The 19,099-nt window shown below is 68.6% G+C and carries 21 protein-coding genes and 1 pseudogene; 16 read left to right on the top strand and 6 right to left on the bottom strand.

Annotated elements, in window-relative coordinates:
* From RSP_RS05415 to cysE, 16 genes and pseudogenes are all read left to right on the top strand, one after another.
* Positions 1-234, top strand: a complete 234-nt coding sequence (locus RSP_RS05415; RefSeq protein ID WP_002719622.1) for a GTA head formation protein, RCAP_rcc01685 family — start codon at positions 1-3, stop codon at positions 232-234.
* Positions 235-238: 4 nt separating this feature from the next.
* On the top strand, positions 239-802 hold the full coding sequence (locus tag RSP_RS05420) for an HK97 family phage prohead protease (RefSeq protein WP_011337510.1): 564 nt from the start codon (positions 239-241) through the stop codon (positions 800-802).
* A 65-nt stretch (positions 803-867) separates the two neighbouring features.
* Positions 868-2,064 (top strand): phage major capsid protein, encoded by a 1,197-nt coding sequence (locus RSP_RS05425; protein WP_011337511.1) that lies wholly within the window; start codon positions 868-870, stop codon positions 2,062-2,064.
* A 94-nt stretch (positions 2,065-2,158) separates the two neighbouring features.
* Positions 2,159-2,758 (top strand): head-tail connector protein, encoded by a 600-nt coding sequence (locus RSP_RS05430; protein ID WP_011337512.1) that lies wholly within the window; start codon positions 2,159-2,161, stop codon positions 2,756-2,758.
* Entirely contained in the window at positions 2,758-3,093 is a 336-nt protein-coding gene (locus tag RSP_RS05435) for a head-tail adaptor protein (protein ID WP_011337513.1), read from the top strand. Before RSP_RS05430 ends, RSP_RS05435 begins: the two co-directional genes overlap by 1 nt.
* Positions 3,090-3,488 (top strand): DUF3168 domain-containing protein, encoded by a 399-nt coding sequence (locus RSP_RS05440; protein WP_011337514.1) that lies wholly within the window; start codon positions 3,090-3,092, stop codon positions 3,486-3,488. The genes RSP_RS05435 and RSP_RS05440 overlap by 4 nt, the downstream gene beginning before the upstream one ends.
* A 37-nt stretch (positions 3,489-3,525) precedes the next feature.
* The gene (locus RSP_RS05445) at positions 3,526-3,939 is read left to right on the top strand and encodes a phage major tail protein, TP901-1 family (RefSeq protein WP_002719628.1); all 414 of its coding nucleotides are present in this window, start codon (positions 3,526-3,528) and stop codon (positions 3,937-3,939) included.
* A pseudogene (locus RSP_RS05450) lies at positions 3,939-4,255 on the top strand (gene transfer agent family protein). The gene RSP_RS05445 and the pseudogene RSP_RS05450 overlap by 1 nt, the downstream one beginning before the upstream one ends.
* A gap of 1 nt (position 4,256) precedes the next feature.
* Positions 4,257-4,457 (top strand): rcc01693 family protein, encoded by a 201-nt coding sequence (locus RSP_RS05455; protein ID WP_017140161.1) that lies wholly within the window; start codon positions 4,257-4,259, stop codon positions 4,455-4,457.
* Positions 4,450-5,100 carry a phage tail tape measure protein gene (locus tag RSP_RS05460; protein ID WP_017140162.1) on the top strand — a complete coding sequence of 217 codons (651 nt, stop codon included), beginning with the start codon at positions 4,450-4,452 and terminating at the stop codon, positions 5,098-5,100. Before RSP_RS05455 ends, RSP_RS05460 begins: the two co-directional genes overlap by 8 nt.
* A gap of 9 nt (positions 5,101-5,109) precedes the next feature.
* Positions 5,110-5,742 carry a DUF2460 domain-containing protein gene (locus RSP_RS05465; protein WP_011337517.1) on the top strand — a complete coding sequence of 211 codons (633 nt, stop codon included), beginning with the start codon at positions 5,110-5,112 and terminating at the stop codon, positions 5,740-5,742.
* A complete protein-coding gene (locus RSP_RS05470) occupies positions 5,742-6,626 on the top strand; it encodes a DUF2163 domain-containing protein (protein ID WP_011337518.1) in 885 nt (294 codons plus the stop codon). The genes RSP_RS05465 and RSP_RS05470 overlap by 1 nt, the downstream gene beginning before the upstream one ends.
* Positions 6,623-7,063, top strand: coding sequence for a C40 family peptidase (locus RSP_RS05475; protein WP_009564474.1), 441 nt, complete (start codon positions 6,623-6,625; stop codon positions 7,061-7,063). Before RSP_RS05470 ends, RSP_RS05475 begins: the two co-directional genes overlap by 4 nt.
* Positions 7,063-10,953 carry a baseplate multidomain protein megatron gene (locus RSP_RS05480; RefSeq protein ID WP_011337519.1) on the top strand — a complete coding sequence of 1,297 codons (3,891 nt, stop codon included), beginning with the start codon at positions 7,063-7,065 and terminating at the stop codon, positions 10,951-10,953. Before RSP_RS05475 ends, RSP_RS05480 begins: the two co-directional genes overlap by 1 nt.
* 3 nt (positions 10,954-10,956) lie before the next feature.
* Positions 10,957-11,370: a DUF7742 family protein gene (locus RSP_RS22810; protein WP_011337520.1), complete on the top strand. Its 414-nt coding sequence runs from the start codon at positions 10,957-10,959 to the stop codon at positions 11,368-11,370.
* Positions 11,363-12,169 (top strand): serine O-acetyltransferase, encoded by an 807-nt coding sequence (gene cysE, locus RSP_RS05485; RefSeq protein ID WP_002719636.1) that lies wholly within the window; start codon positions 11,363-11,365, stop codon positions 12,167-12,169. Before RSP_RS22810 ends, cysE begins: the two co-directional genes overlap by 8 nt.
* A 99-nt stretch (positions 12,170-12,268) precedes the next feature.
* Here the strand turns inward: cysE and RSP_RS05490 are convergent, their stop codons facing one another.
* The 6 genes from RSP_RS05490 to RSP_RS05515 form a co-directional block, all read right to left on the bottom strand.
* Complete coding sequence (locus RSP_RS05490; protein ID WP_011337521.1) at positions 12,269-13,597, bottom strand: pyruvate dehydrogenase complex dihydrolipoamide acetyltransferase; 1,329 nt, start codon at positions 13,595-13,597, stop codon at positions 12,269-12,271.
* A 10-nt stretch (positions 13,598-13,607) separates the two neighbouring features.
* Positions 13,608-14,999, bottom strand: coding sequence for a pyruvate dehydrogenase complex E1 component subunit beta (locus RSP_RS05495; protein WP_011337522.1), 1,392 nt, complete (start codon positions 14,997-14,999; stop codon positions 13,608-13,610).
* 13 nt (positions 15,000-15,012) lie between these two features.
* The gene (gene pdhA, locus RSP_RS05500) at positions 15,013-16,002 is read right to left on the bottom strand and encodes a pyruvate dehydrogenase (acetyl-transferring) E1 component subunit alpha (RefSeq protein ID WP_002719639.1); all 990 of its coding nucleotides are present in this window, start codon (positions 16,000-16,002) and stop codon (positions 15,013-15,015) included.
* Between the two features lie 222 nt (positions 16,003-16,224).
* Entirely contained in the window at positions 16,225-16,527 is a 303-nt protein-coding gene (locus RSP_RS05505; RefSeq protein ID WP_002719640.1) for an FtsB family cell division protein, read from the bottom strand.
* Between the two features lie 278 nt (positions 16,528-16,805).
* Positions 16,806-17,735, bottom strand: coding sequence for a class I fructose-bisphosphate aldolase (locus tag RSP_RS05510; RefSeq protein WP_011337523.1), 930 nt, complete (start codon positions 17,733-17,735; stop codon positions 16,806-16,808).
* A 101-nt stretch (positions 17,736-17,836) separates the two neighbouring features.
* Positions 17,837-19,030, bottom strand: coding sequence for a phosphoglycerate kinase (locus tag RSP_RS05515; protein ID WP_011337524.1), 1,194 nt, complete (start codon positions 19,028-19,030; stop codon positions 17,837-17,839).
* Between the last annotated feature and the right edge of the window lie 69 nt (positions 19,031-19,099).

A 19,099-nucleotide genomic window follows, 5' to 3' on the forward strand; every position in this document is an offset into this window, starting at 1 on the left:
ATGGATCAGGGCGGCTCCCGGTTCCTGTTTCAGAGCTTCGACGCGGCCCATGCCCGGATCGAGGCCAACGAGCGGGTCGCGGGCGAACGCTGGACGGCGCTCGATTTCCGCCTAGGCCGGATCGAGAACGGGCTGGAGCGGGTGGAGCAACGGATGTGGCTCTGGCTCTACGGTGTCGCGGCCTTCCTGCTGATGCAGGGGGCGGAGGCCGTCGTGCGGGCCCTTTTGGAGTGAGCGGATGCGAATGAGGGACGAATTCGGTGCGCCCGAACGGAAGTTTCACCGGCCCGAGACCGGGCTCGTCTTGTCCGAGGGCTCGGTGATCGAGGGCTATGCGTCGATCTTCGGGCGGGCGGACAACGGCGGCGACGTGGTGGCGCGCGGCGCCTATGCCGCCTCGCTCGAGGCCATGCGGGCGCAGGGGCGGCGGGCGAAGATGCTCTGGCAGCACGACCCGGCCGAGGTGATCGGCGTCTGGGACGAGGTGCACGAGGACGAGACCGGCCTGTGGGTCAGAGGCCATATCCTGCCCGAGATCGGACGGGGCCGGGAAGCCGCCGCGCTGATTGCGGCGAAGGCGCTCGACGGGCTGTCGATCGGCTACCGGACGGTGCGCGCCGAGCGGGATGCCAAGGGTCGGCGGCTGCTGACCGAGATCGAGCTCTGGGAGGTCTCGCTCGTCACCTTCCCGATGCTGCCCGAGGCGCGGGTCGCCGCCAAGGGCGAGGACCGTGACGGGCTGGACTGGCAGGACATCGCCGACCTCTTCGAGGACGCCCGGCGAAGCCTCTCCGGGGGCTGAACAGGAGGCCGGACCGGGAAGCTCCGCGCCTGACCCGAACCACCGCAAGTCAGAGGAAGACGAGGATGACCGAGACCTGGGCTCGGGCCGGGACAGGCATGTCCGCAGGCCCCGATCCGGCCGTGGAGGCGAAAGCCGCAATGGCCGGTTTCCTGAAGGAGATCAATCGCTTTCAGGAGGAGGTGAAGAATGTGCTGCAACAACAGGAAGAGCGTTTGACCATGCTGGACCGCAAAACCATGATCTACGGGCGCCCGGCGCTGGCGGCCGCGGCCGACCAGGAGGCGCCGCATCGCAAGGCGTTCGGGGCCTATCTCCGCTCGGGCGACGACGACGGTCTGCGCGGCCTCGTCCTCGAGGGCAAGGCGATGACGGCGAGCGTCGCCTCGGACGGCGGCTATCTGGTCGATCCGCAGACCTCGGACGCCATCCGCTCGATGTTGCTGTCCACGGCCTCGATCCGTCAGATCGCCGGTGTGGTCCATGTGGAAGCCACGAGCTTCGACGTGCTGATCGACCGCACTGAGGTGGGGTCGGGCTGGGCCACGGAGGCCGCCACGATCAGCGAAAGCGCCTCGCCCACCATCGAGCGGATCTCGATCAAGCTGCACGAACTGTCGGCGATGCCGAAGGCGAGCCAGCGGCTTCTGGACGACTCGGCCTTCGACGTCGAGAGCTGGCTGGCGGGCAAGATCGCGACGCGCTTCATGCGGGCCGAGAGCGCGGCCTTCGTCAGCGGCGACGGGATCGACAAGCCGCGGGGCTTTCTGGCGCCGGCGAAGGTTGCGAACGCGAGCTGGAGCTGGGGCTCGATCGGCTATGTCCCCTCGGGTGCGGCGAGCGATTTCCTCGCCACGAACCCGGCCGATTGTATCATCACCCTGATCTATTCGCTCGGCGCCGATTACCGCGCGAATGCGACCTTCGTGATGAATTCGAAGACCGCGGGCGCGGTGCGGAAGATGAAGGACTCGGACGGCCGCTTCCTGTGGTCGGACGGGCTGGCGGCGGCGGAGCCTGCGCGGCTGATGGGATATCCGGTTCTGCTGTGCGAGGACATGCCGGACATTGCCGCGGGCGCCTTTGCCATCGCTTTCGGGGATTTCGCCGCCGGCTACACGATCGCCGAGCGGCCCGAGGTGCGGGTCCTGCGCGATCCGTTCTCGGCCAAGCCCCATGTCCTCTTCTATGCGACGAAGCGCGTGGGAGGCGATGTCAGCGACTATGCGGCGATCAAGCTCCTGAAGATCGCGGTGTCCTGAGGGCCCCGCGGACGGCCGCCCTCGCACGGGGCGCAGCGGGCGCGCGCCGGCTTCGTCCGGCGCGCGCATCCCTCGGGAGCTTTCGGAGGCATTCATGATGTTGATCGAGCAGACGGCCGTGCCAGACAGCGCGCTGCCGATGGCCCGGTTCAGGGAGCATCTGCGGCTCGGGTCGGGCTTTACCGAAGAGGGGCTGCAGGAGGCGCTGCTCGCGGCGTTCCTCCGGGCGGCCATCACCACCATCGAGGGCCGGACGGGCAAGGTGCTGCTGTCGCGGCGCTATCTGCTGATGCTGGAGGAATGGCGGACAGACGAGGCGCAAGCGCTGCCGATCGCGCCGGTGGGCGAGATCCTGTCGGTGACGCTCGTCGATGCGGCGGGGCGGACTTTTCCCCTTGTGCCGACGCTCTGGCGGCTGGTGCGGGATCAGCATCGCCCGAAACTGGTGCCGCGCGGGTCGGTCCTGCCGGCGGCGCCGGAGGACGGGCGGATCGAGATCCTGTTCGAGGCGGGCTTCGGAGCCGACTGGTCCGTCGTGCCGGCCGATCTGGCGCAGGCCGTGATGCTGCTGGCGGCCGACTATTACGAGAACCGCTATGAACCCGGCCTCGGGGCCGCCGGCCTGCCTCGGGCTGTCACGGGCCTTATTGAACGCTGGCGCACCGTCCGTGTGCTGGGTGGAGGGGCGGTCTGATGAGCGAGAGGCTGAACCGCCAGCTGGTCCTCGAGGCGCCCGTGGCAGGGGCGGACGGCGCCGGGGGATCGATCCTGTCCTGGACGGCGCTCGGGATCGTCTGGGGGCGGATCGAGCCCGGCGCAGGACGTGAGACGCGAGGGATCGAAATCCCTCTCGGAACGGTGCCGCTGAGGATCACGGTGCGCGCAGCCCCCGCGGGCGCTGCCGCCCGGCCGCAGCCGGGTCAGCGCTTCCGCGAGGGCGCGCGTCTCTATCCGGTGCTGGCCGTGACCGAGAAGGATGCGGACGGGCGATACCTCATGTGCTTTGCGCGCGAGGAGGTTCCGGCATGAGCTATGCGGGAGCGGTCGCGCTTCAGGCGGCCCTGTATGAGCATCTTTCGGGCCAGCCCGCGCTGGCGGGCGTGCCGATCCACGACGCGGTTCCCCGCGGCGGCGGGCGCGGAACCTGGATCCTGATCGGTCCCGAGGAGGTCCGCGATGCCTCGGACGGCAGCGGCCGCGGCGCCCGGCATGACTTTACCGTCAGCGTGATGTCCGATGCGGCAGGGTTTCTCGCAGCGAAGCGCGTGGCCCTGGCCCTGTCCGACGCGCTGGTGACCGCGCCGCCCGCGCTCGAACGGGGTCGGCTGGTGCGGCTCGATTTCCTGAAGGCGGTGGCCCGACGGCTCGGCTCGGGAGACGCGCGGCGCATCGACCTGACCTTCCGGGCCCGGATCGAGGAATGAGGCCGGCCCGAGGCCGGGATTGGCGAGGAGTGATCGCATGAGCGTGCAGAATGGCAGGGATCTTCTGGTGAAGGTGGATCTGACGGGCAGCGGCGGGTTCGAGACGATGGCGGGCCTCCGGGCCACGCGCATCGGCTTCAATGCCGAGACGGTCGATGTGACGTCGCTGGAGAGTCAGGGCGGCTGGCGCGAGCTGCTGGCGGGGGCCGGGGTGAAATCGGCTTCCATCTCGGGCTCGGGCGTGTTTCGCGACGCGGCGACGGACGAGCGGGCGCGGGCGCTCTTCTTCGCCGGAGAGGCGCCCCGCTTTCAGGTGGTGATCCCGAGTTTCGGCACGGTCGAGGGCCCCTTCGTGATCTCGGCGATCGAATATGCGGGGACCCACGATGGCGAGGCCACCTACGAAATGACGCTCGCCTCGGCGGGCAAGCTCACCTTCACGGCGCACTGATGGCCAATCCCTGGACGGGCGAAGTGGCGATCTGGCTCGACGGCCGGTGCCACACGGGCAAGCTCACGCTCGGCGCGCTGGCGGAGCTGGAGGCGGACCTCGGCGCGGACAGTCTGATCGCGCTGGTGGAGCGGTTCGAGGAGCGGCGCTTCTCGACACGCGACGTGATCGCCGTTCTCGTGGCGGGGCTCCGGGGCGGCGGCTGGCAGGGCACGGCCGAGGAGCTCGGCCGGGCGGAGGTGGGCGGGGGGCGGCGGGAGCGGCGCGCGCTGCGGCGGAACTTCTGGTGCGTGCCTTCGCACTGCCGGAGGGGTGAGATGGGCCGGCTCGACTGGCCCGCCCTCCTGCGGCTGGGGCTCGAGGGGTTGCGGCTGTCGCCAGAGGCGTTCTGGCGGCTCACGCCTGCCGAACTGAGGATCATGCTGGGCGCGTCCGCCGTGGCGCCCCTGTCGCGCGCGCGCCTCGACGAGTTGCTGCGCGCCTTTCCGGATGTCGAGAAGGAAGAGGGTCATGGCTGACATCGAGTCTCTGGAAGAGCAGGTGGCGGCGCTCGAGAGCACGCTCGGCAGTGCGGCCGGGATGACGGCGAGCTTCGAGAGCGAACTGGCGCGGATGCGGGACGCAATGGTCTTCACCAGCCGCGAGGTGGATCGTTTGTCGAGCGGCATGGGGACGGGCCTCAGGCGCGCCTTCGACGGGGTGCTGTTCGACGGCATGAAGCTCTCGGACGCGATGCAGGGTCTCGCGCAGTCGATTTCGCGCACCGTCTATTCGGTCGCGATGAAGCCGGTGCAGGATGCGGTGTCGGGCTTTCTGGCCGATGGGCTGAACTCGATCCTCGGCGGGCTGATGCCCTTCGCGAAGGGGGGCGCGTTCTCGCAGGGGAGGGTCATGCCCTTCGCGCGCGGCGGTGTGGTGGCAGGGGCGACCCCCTTTCCCATGCGCGGGGCCACCGGGCTCATGGGCGAGGCGGGCCCCGAAGCGATCCTGCCGCTCGCCCGCGGGGCAGACGGTCGGCTCGGCGTGCAGGCGGGCGGCGGCCGCGCGGTGCAGGTGGTTATGAACGTGGCCACGCCCGATGTGCAGGGCTTCGAGCGCAGCCGGGGCCAGATCGCCGCGCAGGTGAGCCGGATGCTCGCGCGCGGCCAGCGCAACGGGTAGGGGGGCGCCATGGGCTTTCACGAGGTCCGGTTTCCGACTAACCTCAGCTTCGGCTCGATCGGAGGGCCGGAGCGTCGGACCGAGATCGTCACGCTGGTCAATGGCTTCGAGGAACGCAACAGCCTCTGGGCCCATTCGCGCCGCCGCTACGACGCGGGCGTGGCGCTGCGCTCGCTCGACGATATCCAGGCGCTCCTGGCCTTCTTCGAGGCGCGCCGTGGCCAGCTTTACGGTTTTCGCTGGAAGGACTGGGCCGACTATCGCTCGTGCCCGGCCACCGCCTCTCCGGGGCCCAAGGATCAGCCTCTCGGCATCGGCGACGGGATCAGCCGGGAGTTCGCGCTGGTCAAGACCTATCGCTCGGGAAGCGAGCAGTATGTGCGGCCGGTGGCGAAACCCGTTGCAGGCTCGGTGAAGGTGGCGGTGGCAGGCGCGGTGCTGGTAGAAGGCGCGGGCTTCTCGGTCGACGAGACCAGGGGGCTCGTCACGCTCGCCGCGGCCCCTGCCGAAGGCGCCGCGGTCACGGCGGGGTTCGAGTTCGACGTGCCGGTGCGGTTCGATACCGACCGGATCCAGATCTCGATGGCCTCCTTCCAGGCAGGCGAGGTTCCGAGCGTTCCGGTGATGGAGGTGCGGGTCTGATGGGCGCGGCAGAGCTTCATGCGCATCTGAAGGGCGGCGCTGCCACCGTCTGCCGGTGCTGGGCCGTGACACGGCGGGACGGGACGGTGTTCGGCTTCACCGATCACGACCGGGATCTGACGTTCGAGGGGCGGCTGTTCCGGGCAGAGACGGGGCTCACCTCGTCGGCGTTGCAGCAGACGACGGGCCTGTCGGTGGACAATGCCGAGACCGTCGGGGCGCTCTCGCATGTGTCGGTGACGGAGGCAGATCTGCTCGCAGGCCGGTTCGACGGCGCGGAGGTGCTGGCATGGCTCGTGAACTGGGCCGATGTCAGTGAGAGGCTGCTGCAGTTCCGCGGAACGCTGGGCGAGATCACCCATTCCGGGGGACGGTTCCGGGCAGAGTTGCGTGGCCTGACCGAGGCGCTGAACCAGCCGCAGGGGCGGGTCTATCAGCGGTCTTGTCAGGCGGTTCTGGGCGACCGGGCCTGCGGTTTCGACCTGAGCGCCGAAGAATTTGCCACCGAACGGGCTGTCGAAACCGTCGTCGGGCGGCAGAGCTTCAGTTTCGAGGGTCTGCACTCTTTCCCGGATCGCTGGTTCGAGCAGGGGCGGCTTGTGGTGATGACCGGTGAGGCGGCAGGAGCGATGGGCGTGATCAAGTCCGACCGGCGCCGGGGAGAGGTGCGAACAGTGGAGCTGTGGGAGGCGCTCGGTCCGCAGATCACCGTGGGCGACCGTGTCCGTCTTGAGGCGGGCTGCGACCGGATGGCCGAGACCTGTCGCCTGAAGTTCAACAATCTCAGAAACTTCCGGGGCTTTCCTCATCTTTCGGGAGAAGACTGGCTCAGTGCCTATCCCGCGGCGACGGGGACGCATGACGGTGGGAGCCTGTGGCGATGAACGGGGCCGATGTGGTGGCCGAGGCACGGTCCTGGCTGGGCACGCCCTACGTCCACCAGGCTTCGGCCAGGGGGGCCGGCGCGGACTGTCTCGGCCTTCTCAGGGGCATCTGGCGGTCGTTGATCGGCCCGGAGCCGCTGAAAGTGCCTGCCTATACGCCGGACTGGTCGGAGCCGTCTGGCCATGAAGAGCTGATGGCGGCCTGCGACCGGTGCCTTGTCCGCAAGCCGCTTGAGGCTGCGGCGGAGGGAGACGTCCTGCTCTTCCGCATGCGGCCGGGCGCGGTCGCCAAACATCTCGGCATTCTGGTTCGTCCGGGCCCGAATGCCTCGTTCATCCACGCCTATGGCGGCCATGGCACCGTCGAAAGCCCGCTCTCCGAGCCCTGGGCCGAGCGGATCGCGGCCCGTTATGCATTTCCGGAAAGGACGGACTGATGGCGACGCTTCTGCTGGCCGCGGCCGGATCGGCGATCGGAGCAGGCTTCAGCGGCACGGTGCTCGGGCTGACAGGGGCGGTCATCGGGCGCGCGATCGGGGCGACGGTCGGCCAGCTGATCGACCAGCGGCTGATGGGCGCCGGATCGCAGACGGTCCGCACCGGGCGGATCGAACGTTTCCGTCTGATGGGCGCCGGCGAGGGCGCCCCCGTGGCCCAGCTGTTCGGTCGCAATCGGGTGGCAGGACAGGTGATCTGGGCCTCGCGCTTCCTCGAGAGCCAGTCCGAGAGCACGGGCGGCGGAAAGGGCGGCGGCCCGAGATCGACCGTCGTGAGCTATTCCTATTCCGTCAACCTCGCCGTCGCGCTGTGCGAGGGAGAGATTCTGCGCGTGGGCCGCATCTGGGCCGATGGTGCCGAGATCGCGACGGGGTCGCTCAACCTTCGGCTCTATCGCGGGACGGAGGGTCAGCTGCCGGATCCCAAGATCGAGGCAGTGGAGGGGGCGGGCATGGCGCCGGCCTACCGCGGGATCGCTTATGTGGTGATCGAGGATCTCGACCTCGCCCGGTTCGGCAACCGGGTGCCGCAATTCTCGTTCGAGGTGATGCGGGCAGCGCAGGGGGCTCTGGCGGATCGGGTGATGACGCTTCAGCGCGCGGTGAAGGGCGTGGCACTGATCCCGGGCACGGGAGAATACGCTCTGGCCACGAGCCGTCTCGCCTACAGGCCCGATCCGGGAGAGACCGAGGTCGCCAACGTGCACACGGCGTCGGGGGAAAGCGACATGCGCAGCTCGCTTGCACAACTGAGGGGCGAGCTCCCGGCCTGCCGGTCGGTGTCGCTGGTCGTGTCCTGGTTCGGGAGCGACCTGCGCTGCGGCGCCTGCGAGATCCGCCCCAAGGTCGAGGGCCATCTCGACGCAGCGACCATGGCCTGGCGGTCGGGTGGGATCGACCGCGCGCAGGCCGAGCGGGTGGCGCGGATCGACGACCGTCCGGTCTATGGGGGAACGCCTGCGGATGCGGCGGTGGTCGAGGCGATCCATGCCCTGAAGGCGCAGAACCTCTCGGTGCTCTACTATCCGTTCATCCTCATGGAACAGCTTCCCGGTAATGATCTGCCGGACCCCTGGTCAGGTGCTGCGGGCCAGCCGGTGCTGCCCTGGCGCGGGAGGATCACGCTCTCGACAGCGCCGGGTCAGCCGGGGACGCCTGACAGAACGGGAGCCGCCGAGGATGAGGTGCGCGCCTTCTTCGGGGATGCGGAGCCTCGCCAGTTCCGCATCGAGGACGGGCGCGTGCTCTATGACGGCGCCGACGAATGGCGCTACCGGCGCTTCATTCTCCACGCGGCCTGGCTCTGCCGGCTGGCCGGCGGGGTGGAGGCCTTCTGCGTGGGCTCCGAGTTGCGCGGGCTGACGGCGATCCGGGGGGCGGACGACAGCTTCCCGGCGGTGGCCGAACTGCGGAGGCTCGCGGCCGACGTCCGCGGCATCCTCGGGCCCGAGGTGAAGATCGGTTACGCCGCCGACTGGAGCGAATGGTCCAGCCTCCATGCCGATGGCAATCTCTACTTCCATCTCGATCCGCTCTGGTCGGATCCGAACATCGATTTCATCGGCATCGACAATTACATGCCGCTCTCGGACTGGCGCGAGGCCGAGACTCATGCGGACGCGCGGTGGCCCTCGGTGCAGGATCTGGGCTACCTCAAGTCGAACATCGCCGGAGGCGAGGGTTTCGCGTGGTATTATCCCGACGAGGCCGCGGCGGCGGCTCAGGACCGGCGGCCGATCACGGATGCGGATTTCGGAGAGCCTTGGGTGCATCGCCCCAAGGACCTCCGATCCTGGTGGTCGCTGCCCCATCACGAGCGCATCGACGGCGTGCGGTTGGCGCAGCCGACCGGCTGGGTCCCGCGCTCGAAGCCGATCTGGTTCACCGAATATGGGTGTCCGGCGCTCGACCTCGGGAGCAATCAGCCGAACCTGTTCATCGATCCCAAAAGCTCGGAATCCGCGCTGCCGCGGGGCTCGTCCGGACGACGCGACGACGGGATCGCGATGAATTACCTGCGCGCGATGGCCGAATACTGGCAGGACGAGGCCAACAATCCGGTGTCGGACCTCTATGGTGGCTCCATGGTCGACATGGACCGCGCCCATGCCTGGGCCTGGGACGCCCGTCCATTTCCGGCCTTTCCCGCGCTCGGCGATGTCTGGTCCGACGGTTCGAACTATGCGCGCGGTCATTGGCTGAACGGTCGCGCGGCCTCGCAACCGCTGTCCGCCGTGGTGGCCGAGATCTGCGAACGGTCCGGGGTAACCGCCATCGACGTCACGCAATTGCAGGGCGTGGTGCGCGGCTATGGGATTTCCGAGGTCGTCAGTGCCCGGGCGGCCTTGCAGCCGCTGATGCTGGCCTATGGCTTCGAGGCGCTGGAACGCGATGGCAAGCTGATCTTCCGCATGCGCGACGGGCGCGCGAAGGCCGAGGTCTCGCGCGAGGACCTGGTGGCATCGGACGATCTCGAGGGCGCGCTCGAGCGCGTGCGCGCGGCGGAGGTCGAGACCGCAGGCCGGGTTCGGCTGCATTTCCTCGAGGCGGAAGGCGACTATGAGGCACGGCAGGTCGAGGCGGCCTTCCCGGACGAAGCGACCTTTGCCGTCTCGCAATCCGAAGTGCCGCTCGTGCTCACCTCGGGTGAGGCGCGGGGCGCCGTCGAGCGGTGGCTGGCCGAGGCCCGCGTGGCGCGCGACAGCCTGCGTCTGGCCCTGCCGCGGTCGGCTCTGGCCTTCGGTGCCGGCGACGTTCTGGAGATTGAAGGCCGGCGCTATCGCATCGACCGCCTCGATCAGGCCGAATGCCAGCTGGCGGAGGCGGTTCGTGTGGAACCCGGCATCTACCGCCCCGCCGATATGGCCGAAGAGCAGGTGCGCGCGCGTCGCATTGCGGCTTCCGGTCCGGTCCGGCCGATCTTTCTCGATCTGCCCCTGCTCACGGGAACGGAGCTGCCCCATTCCCCCCACTTCGGTGTGGCAGCAACGCCCTGGCCGGGGCAGGTTGCGGTCTGGAGCGCGACGCAGGATGCGGGCTATCGCCTGAACCGGCTTCTGGGCGTGGCTGCGACGGCGGGCGTCACCGAGACGATCCTGCGGGCTGCACCGATGGGGCGATGGGACATGGGCGCGCCGCTCCGGGTGCGGCTGCTGGGGCCGCCGCTCGCCGCGGCTTCGGATCTCGAGGTGCTGAACGGAGCCAACCTCATGGCCATCGGCGACGGCCGACCCGACGGGTGGGAGCTCTTCCAGTTCGCGGACGCGCGGCTGGTTTCGCCGCGGGTCTGGGAGCTTTCGCGCAGGCTCCGGGGGCAGGCGGGAACGGATGGGCAGATGCCCGAGATCTGGCCCGAGGGCAGCACGGTCGTTCTCGTCAACGGCGCCCTGACGCAGCTTCAGATGCCGCTCGCCGACCGGGGGCTCGCCCGGCATTATCGGATCGGCGCCGCCGCCCGCGGCTACGACGACCCGGACACAGTCCACCGGGTTCAGGCTTTCGCAGGGGTCGGGCTCCGGCCCTATTCGCCGGTCCATCTGGCGGTGGAGCGGGACGGGGAGCACATCCTGCTGCGCTGGATCCGTCGCACCCGCATCGACGGCGACAGCTGGGAGGGGCGCGAGGTGCCGCTGGGAGAGGAGAGCGAGCTTTATCTGGTCCGCGTCGTGGCGTGGGGAGAGGTACGCCGGCAGGAGGAGGTGAGGGAGCCCCGCTGGACATACACCGGGGCCGCGCAGGCGGCGGATGGTGTGGGAAGCGCCTTCGTCCTCGAAGTCGCCCAGGTATCGGAGAGCTTCGGGCCCGGGCCGTTCCGGCGCATCGCGCTCTGACCCATGCGGCGGGTTCTCCTCGCCGACCTCCTTGCCGTAGCAAACTGGCTCGCGCCGATGCCGCCGGGGCAGAGACCGGAGGCGCTGGCAACCCTCATCGAGCGGGCGCATCTCGCTCACAAGGTCTCCAGACGGCTCGGCCACGCGCATCCCTTATGGGGAAACGGGTGCCTCGCCTCGGCCGTGGCCGGGCTCGCGCACCGCAGCGAGGGGCACGACCCGGATCCCGACCAGCTCGAGTCCCTGGCCCTGGTGGCCGCTGCCGTCGCCGGACGGCAACGGCGGGCGCAGGCCCTCCGCGAGGGGCGAGGCCGAAAGAAGGCACCTTCGGAAAGTGAATGCGTCCCTTCCCCTGTCGGCCGGAGTGACTATGTGGTATTTTCGGCGGTGACGAGGAAAGGACGCTGCAATGGCTGAGGCAAGACCCCGTGTTGCGACAGTGGACCCGGTCTGGCAACGGATCGTGGAAGAGGGCCATGCCGCCATCCTTGCCGAGCCTCTTCTCGGCGGACTCGTTCATTCGAGCCTCCTGCACCATCCGTCCATGGAACGGGCGCTCGCCTACCGCTTTTCGCTGAAGCTCGCTTCGGGCGAGATGAGCGAGCAGATCCTGCGCGAGATCGCGGACGAGGCCTATGCGTCGGATCCGGAGCTCGGGCAGATGGCGCGGGCCGACATGGTCGCCGTCTACGAGCGCGACCCCGCCTGCCATCGCTTCCTGCAGCCGATCCTCTTCTTCAAGGGCTATCAGGCGGTTCAGGCCTATCGCGTGGGCCACTGGCTCTGGACGAACGGACGGCAGGACCTGGCCTATTTCGTGCAGATGCGCGTGTCGGAAGCCTTCGGCGTCGATGTCCACCCAGCCGCCCGGATCGGGCGCGGCATCATGATCGACCATGCGCATTCCATCGTCATCGGCGAGACGGCCGTCGTGGGCGACAATGTCTCGATGCTCCATTCGGTCACGCTCGGCGGCACCGGCAAGGAGGATGGCGACCGCCATCCGAAGATCGGCAACGGGGTGCTGATTGGGGCAGGGGCCAAGGTGCTCGGCAACATCCATGTGGGCCATTGCAGCCGGATCGCGGCCGGCTCGGTCGTGCTGCAGGACGTGCCGCCCTGCACGACGGTGGCGGGCGTGCCAGCCCGCGTGGTGGGGGAAGCGGGCTGCGCACAGCCCGCCGTCACGATGGACCATCTGCTCAGCGACGGGTGAGCTGCCCGACATGAAGAAGGGGCCGATCCGCAAGGATCGGCCCCTTCTTCATGTCCAGAGCGTGCAGCGGGCGCTCCCTCGCGAGGAGCGCCGCCGGCGTCAGGCCAGCATGGCGATCGGGTTCTCGAGATTCTCGACGATCGCCTTCAGGAACTCGGCCCCCAGCGCGCCGTCGATCACCCGGTGGTCCACCGAGAGCGTCATCGACATCATGGTGGCCGTCGTGATCGCGCCGTCCTTGCCCACCACCGGCTTGCGGATGCCTGCGCCGACGGCGAGGATCGAGCCGTGCGGCGGGTTGATGACCGCATCGAAATTCTCGACCCCGAACATGCCGAGGTTCGAGATCGCGAAGCTGCCGCCCTGATATTCGTGCGGTGCGAGCTTCTTCGTGCGGGCGCGGGCGGCGAGATCCTTCATCTCGGCCGACAGCGCCGACAGGCTCTTCTGGTGCGCATCGCGCAGGACCGGCGTGAAGAGCCCGCCCTCGATCGCCACGGCCACCGCCACGTCCGAGGGCTTCAGCCGCAGGATCCGGTCTCCGGCCCAGACGGCATTCGCGTTCGGCACCTGCTGGAGCGCCACCGCACAGGCCTTGATGATGAAGTCGTTGACCGAGAGCTTTACGCCCCGGCTCTCGAGCTTCGCATTGAGATCGGCGCGGAAAGCCATCAGCGCATCCAGAGCCACCTCGCGCCGGAGGTAGAAGTGCGGGATGGTCTGCTTGGCCTCGGACAGACGCGCGGCAATGGTCTTGCGCATCCCGTCGAGGGTCACTTCCTCATAGTCGCGATCCGCGAAGAGCTTCGCCACCGAAGCCGCGGAGGCGGCCGGCGCGGCGACGGGCGCGGCCGCAGCGGCGGGCGCTTCTGCCTTCGGTGCCGCGGCGTCCGCCTTGGCGGCGGGAGCGGCCGAGGGTTGCGCCCCCTCGACATCGGCCTTCACGATCCGGCCGCGCGGGCCCGAGCCCTGCACCGCGGCAAGGTCGATCCCCTTCTCCTTGGCGATCCGGCGGGCGAGCGGCGAGGCGAAGACGCGCTCTCCCTCGGATCGGGCCGCCTGCGCCGCGGGCGCCTTGGCGGCCGGGGCAGGGGCCTCCTTCGGAGCCCCCTGCGCGGGTGCGGCCTCGTCGGCCGGTTCCTGCGGCTCCGGCACCTTGGCGGAGGACACGGCGTCCACGCTCTCGCCCTCTTCCACCAGCACGGCGATGGGCGTGTTGACCTTCACGCCTGCCGTGCCCTCGGCGATCAGGATCTTGCCGAGGATGCCCTCGTCGACCGCCTCGAACTCCATGGTGGCCTTGTCGGTCTCGATCTCGGCGATGATGTCGCCCGAGCGGACCTCATCCCCTTCCTTCTTCAGCCATTTCGCGAGCGTCCCCTCCTCCATCGTCGGAGACAGCGCGGGCATCAGGATCTCGGTTGCCATGGGCTTCTCCTCAGCGGTAGCAGACGGATTTCGCGGCCTCGACCACCTCGGCCGTGGTCACGAGCGCGTGCTTCTCGAGATTGGCGGCATAGGGCATCGGCACGTCCTTGCCCGTCAGGTTCAGCACCGGCGCATCGAGCCAGTCGAAGGCCTGCTGCATGATCGTCGCGGCGAGATGGTTGCCGATGGAGCCCACCGGCCAGCCCTCCTCGACGGTGATGCAGCGGTTGGTCTTCTTCACCGACTCGATCACCGTCTCGTAATCGATGGGGCGCAGCGTGCGCAGGTCGATCACCTCGGCCGAGATGCCCTCGGCGGCGAGCTTGTCGGCCGCTTCCAGCGCATAGGTCATGCCGATGCCGAAGGAGACGATGGTGACATCCGTCCCCTCGCGCCAGATCCGGGCCTTGCCGAAGGGGATCGTGAAATCGTCCATCACCGGCACCTCGAAGGACCGGCCGTAGAGGATCTCGTTCTCGAGGAAGATCACCGGGTTCGGGTCGCGGATCGCGGTCTTCAGAAGACCTTTCGCATCCGCCGCCGAATAGGGCATCACCACCCTGAGGCCGGGGATCTGCGCATACCACGCCGCATAATCCTGGCTGTGCTGGGCGCCCACGCGCGCGGCGGCGCCGTTCGGGCCGCGGAACACGATGGGGCAGCCCATCTGACCGCCCGACATGTAGAGCGTCTTGGCGGCCGAGTTGATGATCTGGTCGATCGCCTGCATGGCGAAGTTGAAGGTCATGAACTCGACGATGGGGCGGAGCCCGCCGAAGGCCGCGCCGACCGCGATGCCGGCGAAGCCATGCTCGGTGATCGGCGTGTCGACCACGCGCCGGTCGCCGAACTCGTCCAGAAGGCCCTGGCTGATCTTGTAGGCGCCCTGATACTCGCCCACTTCCTCGCCCATCAGGAAGACATGCTCGTCGCCGCGCATCTCTTCCGCCATCGCCTCGCGGAGCGCCTCGCGCACCGTCATGGTCTTCATCTGCGTGCCGTCCGGCCAGTCGGGCGAGCGGTCGCGCTTGCCCGGCACCGGGGCGCCCGGCGAGGAGACGAGCGGCTCGTCCACGGCCTTGCCTTCCGAGGCTTCGGCGGGCTCGGGCTGCTTTTCCTTCTGGGTCGGGACCGGAGCCTGCACCTCGTCGGCGCTCTCCCCCTCCTCGACCAGAACGGCGATGGGCGTGTTCACCTTCACGCCGGACGTGCCCTCGGCCACGAGCAGCTTGCCCACCGTGCCCTCGTCGACGGCCTCGAATTCCATCGTGGCCTTGTCGGTCTCGATCTCGGCGATGATCTGGCCGGACTTGACCGCATCGCCTTCCTTCACCAGCCATTTGGCGAGCGTGCCTTCCTCCATCGTCGGCGACAGGGCGGGCATCAGAACCTGGGTTGCCATGCGTCTTTACTCCTCAGGCGTAGATGTCGGTCCAGAGTTCCTCGAGCGCGGGCTCGGGGCTCTCCTTGGCGAAGTCGGCGGCCTCGTTCACCACGGCCTTGATCTCCTTGTCGATCGCCTTGAGGTCGTCGTCGGTCGCGAGATTGCCCTGGATCAGCAGGTCGCGGACATGTTCGATCGCGTCCTTCTCGTCGCGCATCCGCTGGACTTCCTCGCGGGTGCGATATTTGGCCGGGTCGGACATGGAGTGGCCCCGGTAGCGGTAGGTCATCATCTCGAGAATGTAGGGCCCCTGGCCCGCGCGGCAGGCGGCGACCGCCTTCTCGCCCGCGGCCTTCACGGCCAGCACATCCATGCCGTCCACCGACTCGCCCTTGATGCCGTAGGCCGCGCCGCGCTCCCAGAGCGAGGGCGATTTCGTCGAGCGCTTCACGCTGGTGCCCATCGCATACTGGTTGTTCTCGATCACGAAGATCACCGGCAGGCTCCAGAGCCGGGCCATGTTGTAGGCCTCGTAGACCTGGCCCTGGTTCGCGGCACCGTCGCCGAAATAGGTGAAGGTGACATTGTCGTTGCCGAGATAGCGGTCGGCGAAGGCCAGCCCCGCGCCGAGCGGCACCTGGGCGCCCACGATGCCGTGGCCGCCGTAGAAATGCTTCTCTTTCGAGAACATGTGCATCGAGCCGCCCTTGCCCTTCGAATAGCCGCCCTCGCGGCCCGTGAGCTCGGCCATCACGCCCTTGGCATCCATGCCGCAGGCCAGCATGTGGCCGTGGTCGCGGTAGGAGGTGATGCGCTTGTCCCCCTCCTTGGCGGCGGCTTCGAGGCCGACCACCACGGCTTCCTGGCCGATGTAGAGATGGCAGAAGCCGCCGATGAGGCCCATGCCGTAGAGTTGGCCCGCCTTCTCTTCGAAGCGGCGGATCAGGAGCATCTCGCGGTAGTAACGGACAAGCTCCTCCTTCGATGCGTTGGATTGCTCCGGCGATTTTCTGGTGGCCATGGCGGCGCCTCCCGTCGAGACAAGTAGTTCAAGGCTAAACTACCTTTAGCGCATCCCAGAAGCGGGGGCGAGAGCGAATCTGCGGCCCGGCGGGGGCGCGCTCTTCAGGCCCCTCCGGGGCCATCATCGCGCGCCGCTGCCGCGGACGCGGCACGGATCGCGCCCCGAAGCGAGGATGCAGGAAGACAAACGACAGGAAAGGGCCGGCGGTTTCCGCGCGTGTCAGCGGATGACGATCTCGTCGGCGCGGACATAGCCCAGCACCGAGCGGGCCTGCTCGTCCAGAAGGTCGAGATCGAGATAGCTGTCCGACAGCCGGCGCGTCCTGTTCTCCATATCGGCCAGCTCGGCGGCGATCCGGTCGCGCTCGCTGCGCAGCGCCTCGGCCTCGGCCTGGATCTGCACTTGCCGGAAGACACCATAGTCGCCCTGAACCGCGGCGAAGGTGAAATAGACGGAGAGCGAGAAGGCCAGCGCGAAATAGAGGCTGGCGCCGATGGCGGGGCGGGAGGTCGGGATGTTCATGCTCTGCCTCTGGTCACGCCCCTCGTTCGGCGGGGGCGATGGCGCGCATCATGCCAGAGCGGGCCGTACTTGGGAAACGGAAAACGCGCGCTGGCCGTGGCGGCATGAGAGGCGATCCCGGCGTAGGTCGGCCATCTGCCGACCGCGGGAAGATCGATGGCGGGGCTTATCGGTCGGGCCGGGGCATTCTGGCGTGCGGAGGAGCGAAAAGCCCGGAAGGGGCCCTTCGAAGGGCGGGGTTGGCCCTCCCCCGAGGGGAAGGGCCGGCAGGGCAGGCCTCAGGCGCGGCCCTTGTAGATGTCGACGAGCTTGCCGAGCATCGCGAGCGCGTCCTCGCGGCTGCGCTGGAAGCTGTTGCGGCCGATGATCGAGCCGTTCCCGCCGCCGTCGCGGATCGCACGGGCGTCGTCATAGACCGAATCCTCGCCCTTCTTGGCGCCGCCCGAGAAGACCACGATGCGGCGGCCGGCGAAGGCCGAATCCATGCAGTGCTTCACGCGCGCGGCCTGGGTGGAGACGTCGATCTGCTGCGCCTCGTAGACCTTCTTCGCTTCGCCCAGCATCAGATGATCGGTCGAAAGCTTGATCTTGATGATATGGGCGCCGATCAGGGCCGCGATCTGCGCGGCATAGGCCGCCACGTCGATCGCCGTCTCGCCGTCCTTGCTGATCGCCTCGCCGCGCGGATAGGACCAGATCACGGTGGCGATCCCCTTGGCCGCGGCTTCCTTCCGCATGGCCACGATCCCTTCATACATGTCGAGCTGCGCATCCGAGCCCGGGTAGATCGTGAAGCCGATGGCCGCGCAGCCGAGCCGCAGCGCATCGTCGACCGACGCCGTGACCGCCTGGTTCTTGCCCGCGGTGTCGCTCATCAGCGAGTTGGCCGAGTTCACCTTCAGGATGGTCGGGATCTGGCCCGCGAACGTGTCGGCGCCGGCTTCCAGCATGCCGAGCGGGGCCGCATAGGCGCTGAGTCCCGCATCGATGGCGAGCTGGTAGTGGTAGTGGGGATCGTACCCCGCCGGGTTCGGCGCGAAGGTGCGGGCCGGGCCGTGCTCGAAGCCCTGGTCGACCGGCAGGATGATCATCTTGCCCGTGCCGCCCAGTTTCCCCTCCATCAGCATCCGGCACAGGTTGGCCTTCACGCCGGGCGTTTCGCCCTCATAGTTGGCGAGGATCTTCTGAACTGCTCTGCTAGCGCGCATTCCGCGGGTCCTTTCAATTGGGTCCCACGGGACTTAGACCGGCGAAATGCGCATATCAATGTTGTTCGCGCTAACTTGGCGCTGCGGCGCGGAAATTCGCCTCAGACCGTGAGCGCGGCCACTCCGGGCAGCTCCTTGCCCTCCATCCATTCGAGGAAGGCACCGCCCGCCGTCGAGATGTAGGAGAAGCCTTCGGCCGCGCCCGCCTTGTTGAGGGCGGCCACCGTATCGCCGCCGCCCGCGACCGAAATGAGCTGGCCCGCCTTGGTGAGCTGCGCCACCTGAAGCGCCGCCGCATTCGTCGCGGCGTCGAAGGGCTCGATCTCGAAGGCGCCGAGCGGGCCGTTCCAGATCAGCGTCTTAGCCGAGGCGAACACTTCGGAGAGGGCGGCCACGGTCTTCGGACCGGCATCGAGGATCATCGCGTCGGCCGGGCAGGCCGCCGTCTCGACCGTCTCGTTCGCGGCCCCCGCCTTGAACTCGCGCGCCACCACCACATCGAGCGGAAGATGGATCGTGCAGCCCGCGGCCTTCGCCTTGGAGAGGATCTCGCGCGCCGTATCGGCCATGTCGCGCTCGGCCAGCGACTTGCCGACCTCGATCCCCTGCGCCACGAGGAAGGTGTTGGCCATGCCGCCGCCGATCACCAGATGATCGACCCGGCCCACGAGATTGCCCAGAAGGTCGAGCTTGGTCGAGACCTTGGCCCCGCCCACCACGGCCACAACGGGGCGCTCGGGATGGCCGAGAGCGGCTTCGAGCGCCTTCAGCTCGGCCTCCATCAGCCGGCCGGCGGCCGAGGGCAGAAGACGGGCGAGGCCCTCGGTCGAGGCATGGGCGCGGTGCGCGGCCGAGAAGGCATCGTTGACATAGACCTGCCCCAGCTTCGCCATCGCGGCGGCCAGCTCGGGGTCGTTCTTCTCCTCGCCGGCATGGAAGCGGGTGTTCTCGAGGAGGAGCACCTCGCCCTCGAGCATGGCGGCCACCGCCTGCTCGGGCTCGGGGCCCACGCAGTCGGCGGCAAAGCTCACCTTGGTGCCAGGCAGCGCGTTCTGCAGCGCGGGCAGCACGAGGCGGAGGCTCATCTCGTCCACGACCTTGCCCTTCGGACGGCCGAAATGGGCGAGCAGGACGGGCTTGCCGCCCTTCTTCAGGATATCCTCGACGGTGGGGACGATCTTCTCGATCCGGGTGGCGTCGGTGACTTCGCCATTTTCCATCGGCACGTTCACATCCACGCGCACCAGCACGACCTTGCCGGCAAGATCCATGTCGTCGAGTGTCTTCCAGCCCATTCCGGTTCCTCCTGAAGCGACGTTTCCCGCTTCCAAGCCGATCGACGTGCGCCCGTCAACCGGCGTTCG

The organism is Cereibacter sphaeroides 2.4.1, assembly GCF_000012905.2.
GTDB lineage: Bacteria > Pseudomonadota > Alphaproteobacteria > Rhodobacterales > Rhodobacteraceae > Cereibacter_A > Cereibacter_A sphaeroides.